Raw genomic sequence first — 13878 nt, forward strand, 5'->3', positions numbered from 1 at the left:
TTTTCATATCAGCCCTGGATCAGAGAGTGTGGCTGTAGAACAGCGCATAGGACTCGATGCCATCGTTGGGCTGCTTGATGCCGGCGTTGGAATAGTGGGTCGCACGGATGCCGACGCGCTGGGTGTCGCCGATCTTCAGGCCCAGGCCGATACGGTCTTCGAAGTTGAACGCCGAACCCAGGTCCTGCTCGCCGACCTTGGTGCTGGAGAAGACCGCGACGCCGATACCGGCTTCGACGAAGGGCTTCACATGACCCTGGCCGAATTCGTAGACGAATACCGGGGCGAAGGACAACGAATGCTGATCGGAAGAGCGCCCGTTGTCGCCTTCCCAATAGGTGTAGCCCGCATCCCAGTAACCGGTCAGGCGGCCGGTAGAGCTCTGCCACCAGCTCTTGTCCCAATTCCAACCGGCACCGATGCGATAGGTCATGCCGCTCTGGCTGGTGGCTCCGACTGCCCCGGTGATTTCCACAGCCTGTGCCGACGCCATGCCACCCAGCGAAAGCGCGGCGGCCACTGCAAGGGAAAGCAATTTGTTGTTCATGAGAGTGCCCTTATGGATGTTTCTAGTTTTTACGAACTGCCAGCATTGACCATCAAGACGTGAAGGTGTTCACAGCCTTGGACATTTTTACCTACAGGGTCGGATGCTAGTCGCTGGACGACCGTTTGGCGAGCGAAACCCGGGCAGAAAAGTCAGACGAACGCCTTTACCTCGGCCCCTGCCGGCCAGAGCTGCGGCAGCACCGCGCCTAGCTCGGTGGGTGGGCCAGAGGTCCAGATGCGCGTCGGGCCGGCCGGCCCGCTGGCCAGGCGTCCAGCCAGCGCCAGCAGACTTTGCAAGCGCCGCGCCACGGCGGCGCCGGTATCCACCAGGATGACTTCCTGCGGCACCAGCTCGGCCAGCAGGGGCCGCAAGAAGGGATAATGGGTGCAGCCCAGGATCAGGGTGTCGCACTCCGCCGCCAACAGCGGTTCGAGAAAGCCCTGCAGCAGACGCCGGGTCTCGGGGCCGTGCAGATCGCCGCGCTCGACCTGTTCCACCAGTCCCGGACAGGGCTGGGTCAGCACCTGGACGCCCAGGGCGAAGCGGTCCAGCAGGGCGGCGAACTTGGCGCTCTGCAGGGTACCGGTGGTGGCCAGCACCCCGACCCGGCCATTGCGGGTAGCCGCGGCCGCCGGCTTAACCGCCGGCTCCATGCCGACGATGGGCCACTGGGGATAGCGTTCGCGCAGATCAGCGACCGCCGCCACGGTGGCGGTGTTGCAGGCCACCACCAGCGCCTTTGCGCCCTGGGCGTGCAGCCGCGCCGCGATCAGCTGGCAGCGCTCGCGGATGAAGGCAGGGGTCTTTTCGCCATAGGGGATATGGCCGCAGTCGGCGACGTAATGCAGGGTTTCCGCCGGCAACAGCTGCCGTATCTCGGCCAGCACCGACAAGCCGCCGACGCCCGAGTCGAAGACCCCGATCGGCGCCTCGTCAGCCATGGCGGGCGCCGCACACCGGGCAACCCGGATCGCGCTTGACCCGCAATTCACGGAAGCGGCTGCCTGCCGCATCCACCAGCAGCAGCCGACCCACCAGCGGCTCGCCGAAACCGGCCAGGAGCTTGAGCGCTTCCAGCGCCTGCAGACTGCCCACCAGACCCACCACCGGACCCAGCACCCCGGCTTCGCTGCAACTGAGTTCGGCCTCGCTGCCCTCGCCATAGAGGCAGTGGTAGCACGGACTGTCGGCGCGGCGCGGATCGAAGACGCTGAGCTGGCCCTCCAGGCGAATGGCAGCGCCACTCACCAGCGGCCGCCCCTGGGCCACGCAGGCGGCATTCACCGCTGCCCGGGTGGTGAAGTTGTCCGAGCAATCCAGCACCAGATCCACCGCGGCGACGCGCGCCGCCAGACTGCCGGCGTCCAGCGCCTCGCGCCACGGCACCAGGCGTACCTCGGGATTGAGCGCCGCCAGGCGTTGCAGGGCGGAATCCACCTTGCCCTGGCCGATGCGACTCTCGTCGTGCAGCACCTGGCGCTGCAGATTGCTCAGGTCGACCCGGTCGAAATCGGCCAGGTGCAATTCGCCGACGCCGGCCGCGGCCAGATAGAGCGCCACCGGCGAACCCAGCCCACCGAGGCCGACGATGAGCACCTTGGCGTCCTTCAGCCGCAGCTGGCCGGCGATATCCACCTGGGCCAGCAGGATCTGCCGGCTGTAGCGCAGCAGTTCGCCGTCGCTCAGCATGGCCAGCGGCCTCCACTGATACGCGCGTGACCGCCCAGGTCCTGGCGACTCTCGACCTCGGCGAAACCCTGGCGGACCAGCAATTCGCGCACCACGGCGGCCTGGTCGAAGCCGTGTTCCAGCCACAGCCAGCCCCCCGGCTGCAGGTGCGCGGGCGCCGCCCCGATCAGCTCGCGGATGTCGTCCAGGCCATCGGCCCCGGCCACCAGGGCGCTACGGGGCTCGAAACGCACATCGCCTTCGTCGAGATGGCGATCGCTGCCGGCGATATAGGGAGGATTGCTGACGATCAGCTCGAAGCGCTGCCCGGCGAGTGCGGCGAACCAGTGACTGGGCTGAAAGGTGACGTTGCCCAGGCGCAGGCGCTGGGCATTGCGCTGGGCCAGCGCCACCGCCGCCGGGATGCGATCCACGCCGCTGACCTGCCAGCGTGGCCGTTCATGGGCCAGGGCCAGGGCGATGGCGCCGGTACCCGTGCCCAGATCCAGTACCCGCACCTCGTCGGCCAGGGGCAGCGCCAGGGCGGTTTCCACCAGCACCTCGGTGTCGGGCCGCGGGATCAGGGTGTCGGCGCTCACTTCCAGGTCCAGCGACCAGAAGCCTTGCTGCCCAAGAATGTAGGCCACCGGCTCGCCCTGCCGGCGCCGCTCGAGATCGGCCTGGAAACGTGCCAGGGCCTCGCGTGGCACCAGTTTTTCCGGCCAGGTACGCAGGTAGCTGCGCGGCTTGTCCAGAGCGGCGGCCAGCAGCAGTTCCACGTCGAGACGAGCGCTGGGCGAATCCGGCAACTGGCTTTCGTGCAACAGGGCGCCGATGGTGGCCATGCTTCAGTCTCCCAGCGCTGCCAGCTGGTCAGCCTGGTATTCCTGCAGCAGCGGGTCGATGATCTGCTGGACGTCGCCATTGACCACCTCGCCCAGGGAATAGAGGGTCAGGTTGATGCGGTGATCGGTCACCCGGCCCTGGGGAAAGTTGTAGGTGCGGATGCGCTCGGAGCGATCACCCGAACCCACCAGCAGCCGGCGGGTGTCGGACATTTCCTTGTGCGCCGCCGCATCCTGCTGGTCGTTGAGCTTGGCCGACAGCCAGGCCATGGCCTTGGCGCGGTTCTTGTGCTGGGAGCGCTCTTCCTGGCACTCCACCACGATGCCGGTGGGCAGGTGGGTGATGCGCACCGCGGAGTCGGTTTTGTTGACGTGCTGACCGCCCGCGCCCGAGGAGCGATAGGTGTCGACGCGCAGATCGGCCGGATTGATCTCGATGGCCTGCTGCTCGTCAGGCTCGGGCAGCACCGCCACGGTGCAGGCCGAGGTATGGATGCGGCCCTGGGACTCGGTCTCCGGGACCCGCTGCACCCGGTGCGCACCGGATTCGAACTTGAGCTTGGCGTAGACGTTGTCGCCCTCGACCCGGGCGATGACTTCCTTGAAGCCGCCGTGCTCGCCTTCGTTCTCCGAGAGCACCTCTAGGCGCCAGCCCTGGCGCTCGGCGTAGCGCGAGTACATGCGGAACAGGTCACCGGCGAAGATCGCCGCCTCGTCGCCACCGGTACCGGCGCGGATTTCCAGGAAGACGTTGCGGCCGTCGTTGGGATCGCGCGGCAGCATCATGCGCTGCAGCTCGTCTTCCAGCTCCTGCAACCGCGCCTTGGCGCTGGCGACCTCTTCCTCGGCCATCTCGCGCAGATCCGGATCGCTGTCCTTGAGCAGCGCCTGGGCGCCCTCCAGGTCGGCCTGCACCTTGCGGTATTCGGTGAACGCCTGGCTGACCGGCTCGAGTTCGGCGTATTCCTTGGAATAGGCGCGGAACTGGGTCTGGTCGCTGATGACTTCGGCGTCGCCTAACAGCGCGGTCAGCTCCTCGAAGCGGTCCTGCAGACCGTCGAGCTTGTGCAACAGAGAGGTCTTCATGTCTTGTCCAAACCCTCGTCGAGGGCGAAGAGTTCCTGAGCCAGGGTCAGCGCATCGATGCGCCCCTCGGCGGATAGTTTCTTGAGCTGTACGCTCGGTGCGTGCATCAGCTTGTTGGTGAGGCTGCGCGCCAGGGCCGCCAGGGCTTCCTGGGGATCGGCGCCGTTGGCCAGCTGGCGCTGGGCGCGGGCCAGTTCGTCGTCGCGGATCTGCTCGCCCTGCTGGCGATAGGCGCGGACCACGTCCACCGCGGCGCGCTCGCGCAGCCGCTGCATGAAGTCCTCGACCCCGGCCAGCACCAGCTTTTCGGCGGCCTGGGCGGCGCCCTGGCGACTCTTGAGGTTTTCCGCCACCACCTCGTGCAGGTCGTCCACCGTATAGAGGTAGACGTCTTCCAGCTCGCTCACCTCCGGTTCGATGTCGCGCGGCACGGCGATATCGACCATGAAGATGGGCTTGTGCCGGCGCTGCTTGAGCGCCCGCTCCACCGCGCCCTTGCCGAGGATGGGCAACTGGCTGGCGGTGGAACTGATGACGATGTCGCTGTTGACCAGCTCGTCGGGAATGTCGGCCAGCAGCACGGTATGGGCGCCGAATTCTTCCGCCAGGTGACTGGCGCGCTCCAGGGTGCGGTTGGCGACAACGATGCGCCGCACGCCCTGCTCGTGCAGATGGCGGGCGACCAGGGTGATGGTCTCGCCGGCGCCGATCAGCAGCGCCTGGCTGCGGCTGAGGTCGCTGAAGATCTGCTTGGCCAGGCTGACCGCGGCGAAGGCCACGGATACCGGATTCTCGCCGATCGCCGTGTCGGTGCGCACCGCCTTGGCGGTATTGAAGGTGGCCTGGAACAGCCGGCCCAGCAGCGGACCGACGGTGCCGGCCTCACGCGCCACGGCATAGGCCGACTTGAGCTGGCCGAGGATCTGCGGCTCGCCCAGCACCATGGAATCCAGCCCCGCGGCCACCCGCATCATGTGGCGGACCGCGGCCTCGTCCTGGTGCAGGTAGATGCTGGCGCGCAGGTCTTCCAGGGGCACCCGGTGGTACTGGGCGAGCCAGGCCAGCACGGCCTCAGCCAGACTGGGCTCCAGCTCCAGGTAGAGTTCGCTACGATTGCAGGTGGAGAGAATCGCCGCTTCGCGACTGTGGGTGGCCTGCTCCAACTGGCGCAGGGCCTCGACCGTCTGCTCCGGAGTGAAAGCCACGCGTTCGCGCACCTCAACCGAGGCGGTCTTGTGATTGATGCCGAGCGCGAGAAAGGCCATGGACGCAAGCAGTCGAACGGATTGGGAAAGCCGAACATTGTCCTACGCGCGGGCGGTGGCGACAACCAGCAGCGACGAGACGTCGGACAATCGCCGTCATAGCCTGAGCGAATGAATCTTGCCGGGCAAAAGGCGTCAACAGCCTCGACCACCGCACTTCTCGGCCGGCCGCTGCGCATGCGCAACGCGGCCACGGCGACTCTTGTGGCATGATGGACCGACTGTAAAAAGGCCGCCCCGACCCTATGACCAGATACCTTGCGCTGCTGACGACCGCCCTGCTGCTCGCCGGCTGCCAAAACCTCGGCCGCCAGCCGACGCCCGCTGCCGCCATCCCGCCGCCCACCGCCAAGACCAGCACGCCGCAACCGGCCGGTTCCTTTCGCGAAGACACCCTCTATGACCTGCTGGTCGGCGAGTTGGCCGGCCAGCGCAACCGATTCGACATCGCCCTGACCAACTATGTCGAACAGGCCAAGTCGACCCAGGATCCGGGCATCGCCGAGCGCGCCTTCCGCATCGCCGAATACCTGGGCGCCGATACCCCGGCGCTGGAAACCGCACAGATCTGGGCGCGCAACGCCCCCGACAACCTGGATGCCCAGCGCGCCGCCGCCATCATGCTGGCCCGCGCCGGTCGCTATGACGAGTCCATGGCCTATATGGAGCGGGTGCTCCAGGGCCAGGGCGACACCCATTTCGACTTCCTCGCCCTGTCCGCGGCGGAAACCGACGAGACCACCCGCGTCGGGCTGCTCAAGAGCTTCGATCGGCTGCTGGCCAAGTATCCGCACAACGGTCAGTTGCTGTTCGGCAAGGCCCTGCTGCTGCAACAGGACGGCCGCGCCGACGAGGCGCTGAAATTGCTGGAGCGCAATCCGGCGGCCAAGCGCGAAGTCGCGCCCCTGCTCCTGCGCGCGCGCCTGCTGCAGAGCCAGGACCGCAGCGCCGAGGCCCTGCCGCTGCTCGAAGCCGGCATCCGTCAGCATCCGGAAGACCGCCGCCTGCGCCTGGCCCATGCCCGGCTGCTAGTGGAGCTGGATCGCCTGGACCAGGCCAAGCGTGAATTCGCCGAACTGGTCACTCAGTTCCCGGACGACGATGACCTGAGATTCTCCCTGGCGCTGGTCTGCCTGGAAGCCCAGGCCTGGCGCGAAGCCCAGATCTATCTGAAAGAACTGATCGACCGCGGCAGCCACGTGGACGCCGCGCACCTCAACCTGGGCCGCAGCTACGAAGAACTCGACCAGCCCGAACAGGCGCTGGCCGAATACGCCCAGGTCGGCCCGGGCACCGATTACCTGGCCGCCCAACAGCGTCAGGCGGAAATCCTGCTCGGCAGCGGCCGCATCGCCGAGGCCCGTCAACGCCTGGCCGAGGCGCGCAAGCGCCAGAGCGAATACGCCGTGCCGCTCTATCTGCTGGAAGTCGAAGGCCTGGCCAGTGCCGACCAGACCGCCCTCGCCGACCAGACCGTGCAGCAGGCCCTGCAGCAGTATCCCAACGACCTCAACCTGCTCTATGTCCGCTCCATGCTGGCGGAAAAGCGCGGCGACCTCGGGCAGCTGGAAAGCGATCTGCGCTACATCATCGCCCACGACCCCGACAACGCCATGGCGCTCAATGCCCTCGGCTACACCCTGGCCGATCGCACGCCGCGGCTGGACGAGGCGCGCCAGCTGATCGACAAGGCCCACCAGTTGAGCCCGGACGATCCGGCCATCCTCGACAGCATGGGCTGGATCCGCTATCGCCAGGGCCAGCTGGCCGACGCCGAGCGCTATCTGCGCCAGGCCTACGAGCGCTTCCCCGATGCCGAAGTGGCGGCCCACCTGGGCGAGGTGCTCTGGGCCCAGGGCAAGCGCAGCGAAGCGCGCAAGGTCTGGCGCGTGGGCCTCAACGCCGACGCCGATGACGCCATCCTGCGCAGTACCCTCAAACGCCTGACTGGAAGCGAAACCCTCCGATGATCCGCGTCCGTACCTTCGTCACCCTGTTGCTGCTCGCCCTGCTGGCCGGTTGCGCCAGCACCTCTCGCCAGGAGGCCGTGGAAGGCCAGGGCAACGCCGCCCAATGGCAGGCTCACAAGAAACGTATCGCCGCCCTCGACGGCTGGCAGATCGACGGCAAGGTCGGCATCCGCGCCCCGCGCGATTCCGGCAGCGGCACCCTGTTCTGGCTGCAGCGCCAGGACTACTACGATATCCGCCTGGCCGGCCCCCTGGGCCGTGGCGCTACTCGACTCACCGGGCGTCCGGGCGCCGTCACCCTCGACGTCTCCGGCCAGGGCAGCTATCAGGCCGATTCCCCGGAAGCCTTGCTGGAACAGCAACTCGGCTGGCGCCTGCCGGTCTCGCACCTGCTCTGGTGGGTGCGTGGCCTGCCGGCGCCGGACAGTCGCAGCCAGCTGACCCTGGACGCCGACAGCCACCTGGCGCGCCTGGTGCAGGACGGCTGGACCGTCGAATACACCCGCTACACCGAGCAGAACGGCTACACCCTGCCCGAGCGCCTCAAGCTCACCGGCAAGGACCTGGAAGTCATCCTGGTGGTGAAGACCTGGCAGCCGCGCGAGCTGGGCAAATGACCCCGGCGCCCGCCTTCACCCTGCCGGCGCCGGCCAAGCTCAATCTGTTCCTGCACATTCTTGGTCGCCGTCCGGACGGCTATCACGAACTGCAGACGCTGTTTCAGTTTCTCGACTGGGGCGACGACCTGGGCTTCGCCGGGCGCGATGATGGCGAACTACACCTGCACGATGGCCTGCCGGGCGTCGCCCCCGAGCAGAATCTCATCCTGCGCGCCGCCCGGCTGCTGCAGCAGGAAAGCGGTACCCACCAAGGCGCCGACTTCTGGCTGACCAAGCGGCTGCCCATGGGTGGCGGCATCGGTGGCGGCAGCTCGGATGCCGCCACCACCCTGCTCGGTCTGAATCATCTCTGGGGCCTGGGCGCCAGCCTCGACGACCTGGCGGCACTAGGGCTGCGCCTGGGCGCTGACGTGCCGGTATTCGTCCGCGGCCAGGCCGCCTTTGCCGAGGGCGTGGGGGAAAAGCTCACCCCCGTCGCGCCGCCGGAACCCTGGTATCTCGTGGCGGTGCCGCAAGTCTCTGTAAGTACAGCAGAAATTTTTTCAGATCCGCTGTTGACACGGGACACTCCCGCCATTAAAGTTTGCGCCGTTCTCAAGTGGTCAGGTCGAAACGACTGCCAGAGTACGGTCGAAAGGCGTTACCCAGAAATTCGTAACGCTTTGATCTTGCTAAACAAATTTGTTTCAGCTAGATTAACCGGCACTGGAGGTTGCATATTTGGAAGCTTTCCAAATAAGACCGAAGCTGATACAGTAGCTAGCCAGCTACCAGCATCACTTCCAGGCTTCGTAGCCAAAGGCAGCAACACTTCCATGTTGCACCGGGCGCTGGCAAGCCTGACCAGAGAATGAGTACAGCTAGTACTCTGCAAGATACAGGGGCGTCGCCAAGCGGTAAGGCAGCAGGTTTTGATCCTGCCATGCGTTGGTTCGAATCCAGCCGCCCCTGCCATTTTCCTTCCAAGACCCACCTCAAGCCGCAGGAACTGCAGCGTGTCCAAGATGATGGTCTTCACGGGGAACGCCAACCCCGATCTGGCACGGCGCATCGTGCGCCAGCTGCACATCCCTCTCGGTGACGTCTCCGTCGGAAAATTCTCCGATGGCGAGATCAGCGTCGAAATCAACGAGAACGTACGGGGCAAGGATGTCTTCATCATCCAGCCTACCTGCGAGCCGACCAACGACAACCTGATGGAACTGGTGGTGATGGCCGATGCCTTCCGCCGCTCCTCGGCGACTCGTATCACCGCAGTCATCCCCTATTTCGGCTATGCGCGCCAGGATCGCCGTCCGCGTTCTGCGCGGGTCGCCATCAGCGCCAAGGTCGTGGCCGACATGCTGACCGTGGTGGGCATCAATCGCGTGCTCACCGTCGACCTGCACGCCGACCAGATCCAAGGCTTCTTCGATATTCCCGTGGACAACATCTACGGCTCCCCCGCCCTGGTGGATGACATCGAAGACCAGCGTTTCGAAAATCTGATGATCGTCTCCCCGGACATCGGCGGCGTGGTGCGTGCGCGTGCCGTGGCCAAGAGCCTGGGTGTGGACCTGGCGATCATCGACAAGCGCCGGCCCAAGGCCAACCAGTCGGAAGTGATGCACATCATCGGTGACATCCAGGACCGCACCTGCGTGCTGGTCGACGACATGGTCGATACCGCCGGCACCCTGTGCCATGCGGCCAAGGCGCTGAAGGAACACGGCGCCGCCAAGGTCCTGGCCTACTGCACCCACCCGGTGCTGTCGGGTCGCGCCATCGAGAACATCGACAACTCCGTGCTGGACGAGCTGGTGGTGACCAACACCATTCCGCTGTCCGCCGCGGCTCAGGCCTGCAGCCGTATCCGCCAACTGGACATCGCGCCGGTGGTGGCCGAGGCGGTACGCCGGATCAGTAACGAAGAATCCATCAGCGCGATGTTCCGTTAAGGAACAGCCGCTCTGGAAGCGCCCCGGAAGGCCGTGACGGTCTACCGGGGCTTTTTAGTCGGTAGGGCCGTGGAACTGGTCGCAAGTCCCGGTCTGCCGATTCCTTATCCTGGAGATTCACAATGTCTGATTTCACTCTGAATGCCGAAGTGCGTTCCGACCTGGGGAAAGGTGCGAGCCGCCGCCTGCGTCGTAATGCCGGTAACGTTCCCGCCGTGATCTACGGTGGCGACAAGGCTCCGACGTCCATCACCCTGGTCGGCAAAGACCTGGCCAAGATGCTGGAAAGCGAAGCCGCCTTCGCCAGCGTCATCACCCTGAAGGTTGATGGCAGCAACGAAAGCGTGCTGGTCAAGGCCCTGCAGCGTCACCCCTCCAAGGGCTACGTCATGCACGCCGACTTCCTGCGCGTCATCGCCGGTCAGAAGCTGACCGCTCACGTGCCCCTGCACTTCATGAACCAGGAAACCTCCGTGGGCGTGAAGCAACAGGGTGGCGAGATCCTGCACACCATCAACGAAGTCGAAGTCTCCTGCCTGCCGAAAGACCTGCCGGAATTCATCGAAGTCGACATGGCCAAGGTCGAGCTGGACCAGATCGTGCACCTGAGCGACCTAAACGTCCCGGCTGGCGTCGAGCTGGTGTCCCTGGCCCACGGCAGCGATCTGCCGGTTGCCAGCATCCACCTGCCGCGCATCCGTGAAGAAGCTGCAGACGGCGCTGCCGAAGAAGGCACTGCCGAGTAAGTTCGCGCACGCCTGAAAGAGAAGGGCTCCTGACATGACTGCCGTTCAACTGATCGTCGGCCTGGGTAATCCAGGCCCCGAATACGACCAGACCCGGCATAATGCAGGGGCCCTTTTCGTTGAGCGACTGGCGGCCGCCCAAGGCGCGAGCCTGGCTGTCGAGCGCAAGTATCATGGCCTCGTGGGGCGCTTGCGCCACGCGGGCAACGAGGTTCGTCTACTCATCCCCACCACCTATATGAACCGCAGCGGCCAGGCCGTGGCGGCGCTCGCCGGCTTTTTTCGCATCCCGCCGGCGGCCATTTTGGTGGCCCATGACGAACTCGACCTGCCACCCGGCACCGCCCGCCTCAAGACCGGCGGCGGCCATGGGGGGCACAACGGACTGCGCGACATCATCGCCCAGCTCGGCAATCAGAACGGTTTCCAGCGTCTACGTCTGGGCATCGGCCATCCGGGGCATGCCAGCCTGGTCTCCAACTTCGTGCTGGGTCGCGCCCCGCGCAGCGAGCAGGAGCTGCTCGACACCAGCATCAACGCCGCCCTGGAAGTGGTACCGGAGCTGCTCTCCGGCGACCTGACCCGGGCCATGCAACGCCTGCACAGCCGCAAAGCCTGACCTACCCTCTTCCTTTTCTTCCGCGAGGACACACACCATGGGATTCAATTGCGGCATCGTCGGCCTGCCCAACGTCGGCAAGTCCACCCTGTTCAATGCCCTGACCCAATCCGGTATCGCGGCGGAAAACTTCCCCTTCTGCACCATCGAGCCCAACAGCGGCATCGTGCCCATGCCCGATGCGCGGCTGAACGCCCTGGCGGAGATCGTCAAGCCCGAGCGGGTGATCCCCACCACCATGGAGTTCGTCGATATCGCCGGCCTGGTGGCGGGTGCCTCCAAGGGTGAAGGCCTGGGCAACAAGTTTCTCGCCAACATTCGCGAGACCGATGCCATCGCCCATGTGGTGCGCTGCTTCGAAGACGAGAACGTCATCCACGTGTCGAATTCGGTGGATCCCAAGCGGGACATTGAGGTGATCGACCTGGAGCTGATCTTCGCCGACCTCGATAGCTGCGAGAAGCAGCTGCAGCGCGTCACCCGCAACGCCAAGGGCGGCGACAAGGAAGCCCTGGCGCAAAAGGCCTTGTTGGAACAGCTGATCCCCCACTTCGAGGCCGGCAAGCCTGCCCGCAGCCTGATGAAGGGGCTGGACGAGGAGCAGAAGCGCCTGGTGCGCAGCTTCCACCTGCTGACCAGCAAGCCGGTGATGTACATCGCCAACGTCGCCGAAGACGGCTTCGAGAATAACCCGCACCTGGACGTGGTCCGCGCCATCGCCGAGGAAGAAGGCGCCGTGGTGGTGCCGGTGTGCAACAAGATCGAGGCGGAAATCGCCGAACTGGACGACGACGAGGAAAAGCAGATGTTCCTCGAGTCCATGGGCATGGAAGAGCCGGGCCTGAACCGGGTGATCCGCGCCGGCTACGAACTGCTCAACCTGCAGACCTACTTCACCGCCGGGGTGAAGGAAGTCCGTGCCTGGACCGTCCGCGTCGGCGCCACCGCGCCCCAGTCGGCCGCGGCCATCCACACCGATTTCGAGAAGGGCTTCATCCGCGCCGAAGTGGTGGCCTATGACGACTTCATCGCCTTCAAGGGCGAGAACGGCGCCAAGGAAGCAGGCAAGTGGCGCCTGGAAGGCAAGGACTACATCGTCAAGGACGGTGATGTCATGCACTTCCGCTTCAACGTCTAAGCGACGGCGAACGCCAGAACCCCCTCCTCACCGCAAGGTGGCGAGGGGGTTTTCTTTTGCGCGGAGATCAACTGTCGCAGCGCAAAGGCACGGCTCATAGATCGTCGATTTGGCACAATGACGGTCGCTCGCGGCAACCCGCGAAAGCTTCTTCCGCTGCCTGGATGCCGCCATGAATTTCGATGACCTGCGCCTATTCGTCACCACCCTGAACGAGGGCAGCTTCACCGCCGCCGCCGACAAGCTGGGGCTGTCCAAGCAGTTCGTCAGCCGGCGGACCATGGCACTGGAGGAAAGTCTGGGGGTGCGGCTGCTCAATCGCACCACGCGACGCCTGCAGGCGACCGAACTGGGAATGCTGCTCTATGAGCGGGCGGTGAAGATCCTCGAGGACGTCAACGACACCGAGGAATTGCTCTCCAGCCGGCGGACGGTGCCCCAGGGGGTGCTGAGAGTCAGTGCGCCCATGACCTTCGGCACCCTGCACCTGAGTCCCCTGCTGCCGGATTTTCTCTCGGCCTATCCGCAGATCCGCCTGGAGCTGGATCTCAATGACCGGGCGGTGGATCTGCTCGCCGAGGGCTACGACATGTCGATCCGCATCGGTACCCTGGCCGATTCCAGCCTGATCGCCAAGCGGCTGACCGAGATGCAACTGGTGACCTGTGCCAGTCCGGATTATCTACAGAAGGCGCCGCCGCTGCTGCAGCCGGAGGATCTGGCCGAGCACAGCTGTCTGCTCTATGGCCATAGTCGCCAGGTGGAATGGCGCTTTCAGCGCGGAGGCAAGCCGCTGGTACTGCCCATGCAGGGTCAGCTCCGGGCCAACAACGGTGAGGTGGTGCGGGATGCGGCCATTGCCGGTCAGGGCATCGCGGTGCTGCCGACCTTCATCATCGGCGCGGCGCTGGCCTCAGGGGCGCTGGTACAGGTGCTGGAAGACTTCGCCCTGCCCAGCGCGGCGGTCTATGCGGTCTATCCCCAGCATCGTCAGTCGGCGCGCATCGTCCAACTGTTCTCGGACTATCTGCGCGACCGCCTGACGGTTCAGCCGACTCACGCCACGGCGCCGCGGGTCGGTTGACGCTGGGGCCACTGCTGGAGGGTTCGCTCGGCGCCGTCGGCGGCCAGGGCGCGGCGCGGGTCGAGGCGCTGCTGCTGGCGCTGGATCGAGGGTTGCAGGCTGCGATCGGCACCGTTTTCAGCCAGGGTCCGATCCTGCTGCTGGTGCTTTTCGATCAGCGAACCCAGGGGGCGCAGGGCGCTTTCCTCGGCCTGGGCGGATTGGGCGATGGCGGTGGTGAGCAGGGTGGCAGCGAAGAGGGCGGTGAGGGCTTTCATGGCTAGTACCTGTGTCGGGTGGGTGTGGACTCATTGTCGCCAGCCCACCCCGCGCCTAGAAATCGTCCCGCGGGATAGCGATCATCGACCGCG

General features: G+C 65.6%; 15 protein-coding genes and 1 tRNA gene. 9 read left to right on the forward strand and 7 right to left on the reverse strand.

The features are described from left to right. Nucleotides 1-19 precede the first annotated feature (19 nt). From FEZ61_RS20930 to hemA, 6 genes are all read right to left on the reverse strand, one after another. Nucleotides 20-547, reverse strand: a complete 528-nt coding sequence (locus tag FEZ61_RS20930) for an acyloxyacyl hydrolase (protein WP_017641080.1) — start codon at nucleotides 545-547, stop codon at nucleotides 20-22. A gap of 152 nt (nucleotides 548-699) precedes the next feature. After that, a complete protein-coding gene (murI, locus tag FEZ61_RS20935) occupies nucleotides 700-1491 on the reverse strand; it encodes a glutamate racemase (RefSeq protein ID WP_173150307.1) in 792 nt (263 codons plus the stop codon). After that, nucleotides 1484-2239, reverse strand: a complete 756-nt coding sequence (locus FEZ61_RS20940; protein ID WP_173150310.1) for a molybdopterin-synthase adenylyltransferase MoeB — start codon at nucleotides 2237-2239, stop codon at nucleotides 1484-1486. The genes murI and FEZ61_RS20940 overlap by 8 nt, the downstream gene beginning before the upstream one ends. After that, the gene (gene prmC, locus FEZ61_RS20945; RefSeq protein WP_064309303.1) at nucleotides 2233-3063 is read right to left on the reverse strand and encodes a peptide chain release factor N(5)-glutamine methyltransferase; all 831 of its coding nucleotides are present in this window, start codon (nucleotides 3061-3063) and stop codon (nucleotides 2233-2235) included. The genes FEZ61_RS20940 and prmC overlap by 7 nt, the downstream gene beginning before the upstream one ends. Nucleotides 3064-3066: 3 nt before the next feature. Next, on the reverse strand, nucleotides 3067-4149 hold the full coding sequence (gene prfA / locus FEZ61_RS20950) for a peptide chain release factor 1 (protein WP_017641084.1): 1083 nt from the start codon (nucleotides 4147-4149) through the stop codon (nucleotides 3067-3069). Next, nucleotides 4146-5414 carry a glutamyl-tRNA reductase gene (gene hemA, locus FEZ61_RS20955; RefSeq protein WP_017641085.1) on the reverse strand — a complete coding sequence of 423 codons (1269 nt, stop codon included), beginning with the start codon at nucleotides 5412-5414 and terminating at the stop codon, nucleotides 4146-4148. The genes prfA and hemA overlap by 4 nt, the downstream gene beginning before the upstream one ends. A gap of 245 nt (nucleotides 5415-5659) precedes the next feature. Between hemA and FEZ61_RS20960 the strand changes: the two genes are divergently transcribed. The 9 genes from FEZ61_RS20960 to FEZ61_RS21000 all read left to right on the forward strand — a co-directional run bounded on the left by FEZ61_RS20960 (nucleotide 5660) and on the right by FEZ61_RS21000 (nucleotide 13528). After that, nucleotides 5660-7384, forward strand: coding sequence for a tetratricopeptide repeat protein (locus FEZ61_RS20960; RefSeq protein WP_173150312.1), 1725 nt, complete (start codon nucleotides 5660-5662; stop codon nucleotides 7382-7384). Next, nucleotides 7384-8001, forward strand: a complete 618-nt coding sequence (gene lolB / locus FEZ61_RS20965; protein WP_166655919.1) for a lipoprotein insertase outer membrane protein LolB — start codon at nucleotides 7384-7386, stop codon at nucleotides 7999-8001. The genes FEZ61_RS20960 and lolB overlap by 1 nt, the downstream gene beginning before the upstream one ends. Next, nucleotides 7998-8858 (forward strand): 4-(cytidine 5'-diphospho)-2-C-methyl-D-erythritol kinase, encoded by an 861-nt coding sequence (gene ispE, locus FEZ61_RS20970; protein ID WP_173150314.1) that lies wholly within the window; start codon nucleotides 7998-8000, stop codon nucleotides 8856-8858. The genes lolB and ispE overlap by 4 nt, the downstream gene beginning before the upstream one ends. A 25-nt stretch (nucleotides 8859-8883) precedes the next feature. Beyond that, nucleotides 8884-8958: transfer RNA gene (locus FEZ61_RS20975), tRNA-Gln, on the forward strand. 41 nt (nucleotides 8959-8999) lie between these two features. Next, complete coding sequence (locus tag FEZ61_RS20980; protein ID WP_017641089.1) at nucleotides 9000-9941, forward strand: ribose-phosphate pyrophosphokinase; 942 nt, start codon at nucleotides 9000-9002, stop codon at nucleotides 9939-9941. 122 nt (nucleotides 9942-10063) lie between these two features. Further along, nucleotides 10064-10687, forward strand: a complete 624-nt coding sequence (locus FEZ61_RS20985; protein ID WP_017641090.1) for a 50S ribosomal protein L25/general stress protein Ctc — start codon at nucleotides 10064-10066, stop codon at nucleotides 10685-10687. A gap of 34 nt (nucleotides 10688-10721) precedes the next feature. Beyond that, entirely contained in the window at nucleotides 10722-11306 is a 585-nt protein-coding gene (pth, locus tag FEZ61_RS20990) for an aminoacyl-tRNA hydrolase (RefSeq protein ID WP_173150316.1), read from the forward strand. Nucleotides 11307-11343: 37 nt separating this feature from the next. Next, entirely contained in the window at nucleotides 11344-12444 is a 1101-nt protein-coding gene (gene ychF, locus FEZ61_RS20995) for a redox-regulated ATPase YchF (protein ID WP_017641092.1), read from the forward strand. A gap of 172 nt (nucleotides 12445-12616) precedes the next feature. After that, nucleotides 12617-13528: a LysR family transcriptional regulator gene (locus FEZ61_RS21000; protein WP_173150318.1), complete on the forward strand. Its 912-nt coding sequence runs from the start codon at nucleotides 12617-12619 to the stop codon at nucleotides 13526-13528. Here FEZ61_RS21000 and FEZ61_RS21005 read toward each other — a convergent pair. Further along, nucleotides 13501-13785, reverse strand: coding sequence for a hypothetical protein (locus FEZ61_RS21005; protein WP_064309315.1), 285 nt, complete (start codon nucleotides 13783-13785; stop codon nucleotides 13501-13503). The genes FEZ61_RS21000 and FEZ61_RS21005 overlap by 28 nt on opposite strands. Nucleotides 13786-13878 lie beyond the last annotated feature (93 nt).

Origin of the sequence: Pseudomonas sp. MS15a(2019) (assembly GCF_013277805.1) — a bacterium.
Taxonomy (GTDB): domain Bacteria; phylum Pseudomonadota; class Gammaproteobacteria; order Pseudomonadales; family Pseudomonadaceae; genus Chryseomonas; species Chryseomonas benzopyrenica.

Excerpts from the sequence above, each read along its gene's own strand:
- hemA (WP_017641085.1), bottom strand. The coding sequence starts at position 5,414 with ATGGCCTTTCTCGCGCTCGGCATCAATCACAAGACCGCCTCGGTTGAG.
- pth (WP_173150316.1), top strand. The coding sequence starts at position 10,722 with ATGACTGCCGTTCAACTGATCGTCGGCCTGGGTAATCCAGGCCCCGAA.
- FEZ61_RS20985 (WP_017641090.1), top strand. The coding sequence starts at position 10,064 with ATGTCTGATTTCACTCTGAATGCCGAAGTGCGTTCCGACCTGGGGAAA.
- prmC (WP_064309303.1), bottom strand. The coding sequence starts at position 3,063 with ATGGCCACCATCGGCGCCCTGTTGCACGAAAGCCAGTTGCCGGATTCG.
- prfA (WP_017641084.1), bottom strand. The coding sequence starts at position 4,149 with ATGAAGACCTCTCTGTTGCACAAGCTCGACGGTCTGCAGGACCGCTTC.
- ychF (WP_017641092.1), top strand. The coding sequence starts at position 11,344 with ATGGGATTCAATTGCGGCATCGTCGGCCTGCCCAACGTCGGCAAGTCC.
- FEZ61_RS21005 (WP_064309315.1), bottom strand. The coding sequence starts at position 13,785 with ATGAAAGCCCTCACCGCCCTCTTCGCTGCCACCCTGCTCACCACCGCC.
- ispE (WP_173150314.1), top strand. The coding sequence starts at position 7,998 with ATGACCCCGGCGCCCGCCTTCACCCTGCCGGCGCCGGCCAAGCTCAAT.
- FEZ61_RS21000 (WP_173150318.1), top strand. The coding sequence starts at position 12,617 with ATGAATTTCGATGACCTGCGCCTATTCGTCACCACCCTGAACGAGGGC.
- murI (WP_173150307.1), bottom strand. The coding sequence starts at position 1,491 with ATGGCTGACGAGGCGCCGATCGGGGTCTTCGACTCGGGCGTCGGCGGC.
- FEZ61_RS20930 (WP_017641080.1), bottom strand. The coding sequence starts at position 547 with ATGAACAACAAATTGCTTTCCCTTGCAGTGGCCGCCGCGCTTTCGCTG.
- FEZ61_RS20960 (WP_173150312.1), top strand. The coding sequence starts at position 5,660 with ATGACCAGATACCTTGCGCTGCTGACGACCGCCCTGCTGCTCGCCGGC.
- FEZ61_RS20940 (WP_173150310.1), bottom strand. The coding sequence starts at position 2,239 with ATGCTGAGCGACGGCGAACTGCTGCGCTACAGCCGGCAGATCCTGCTG.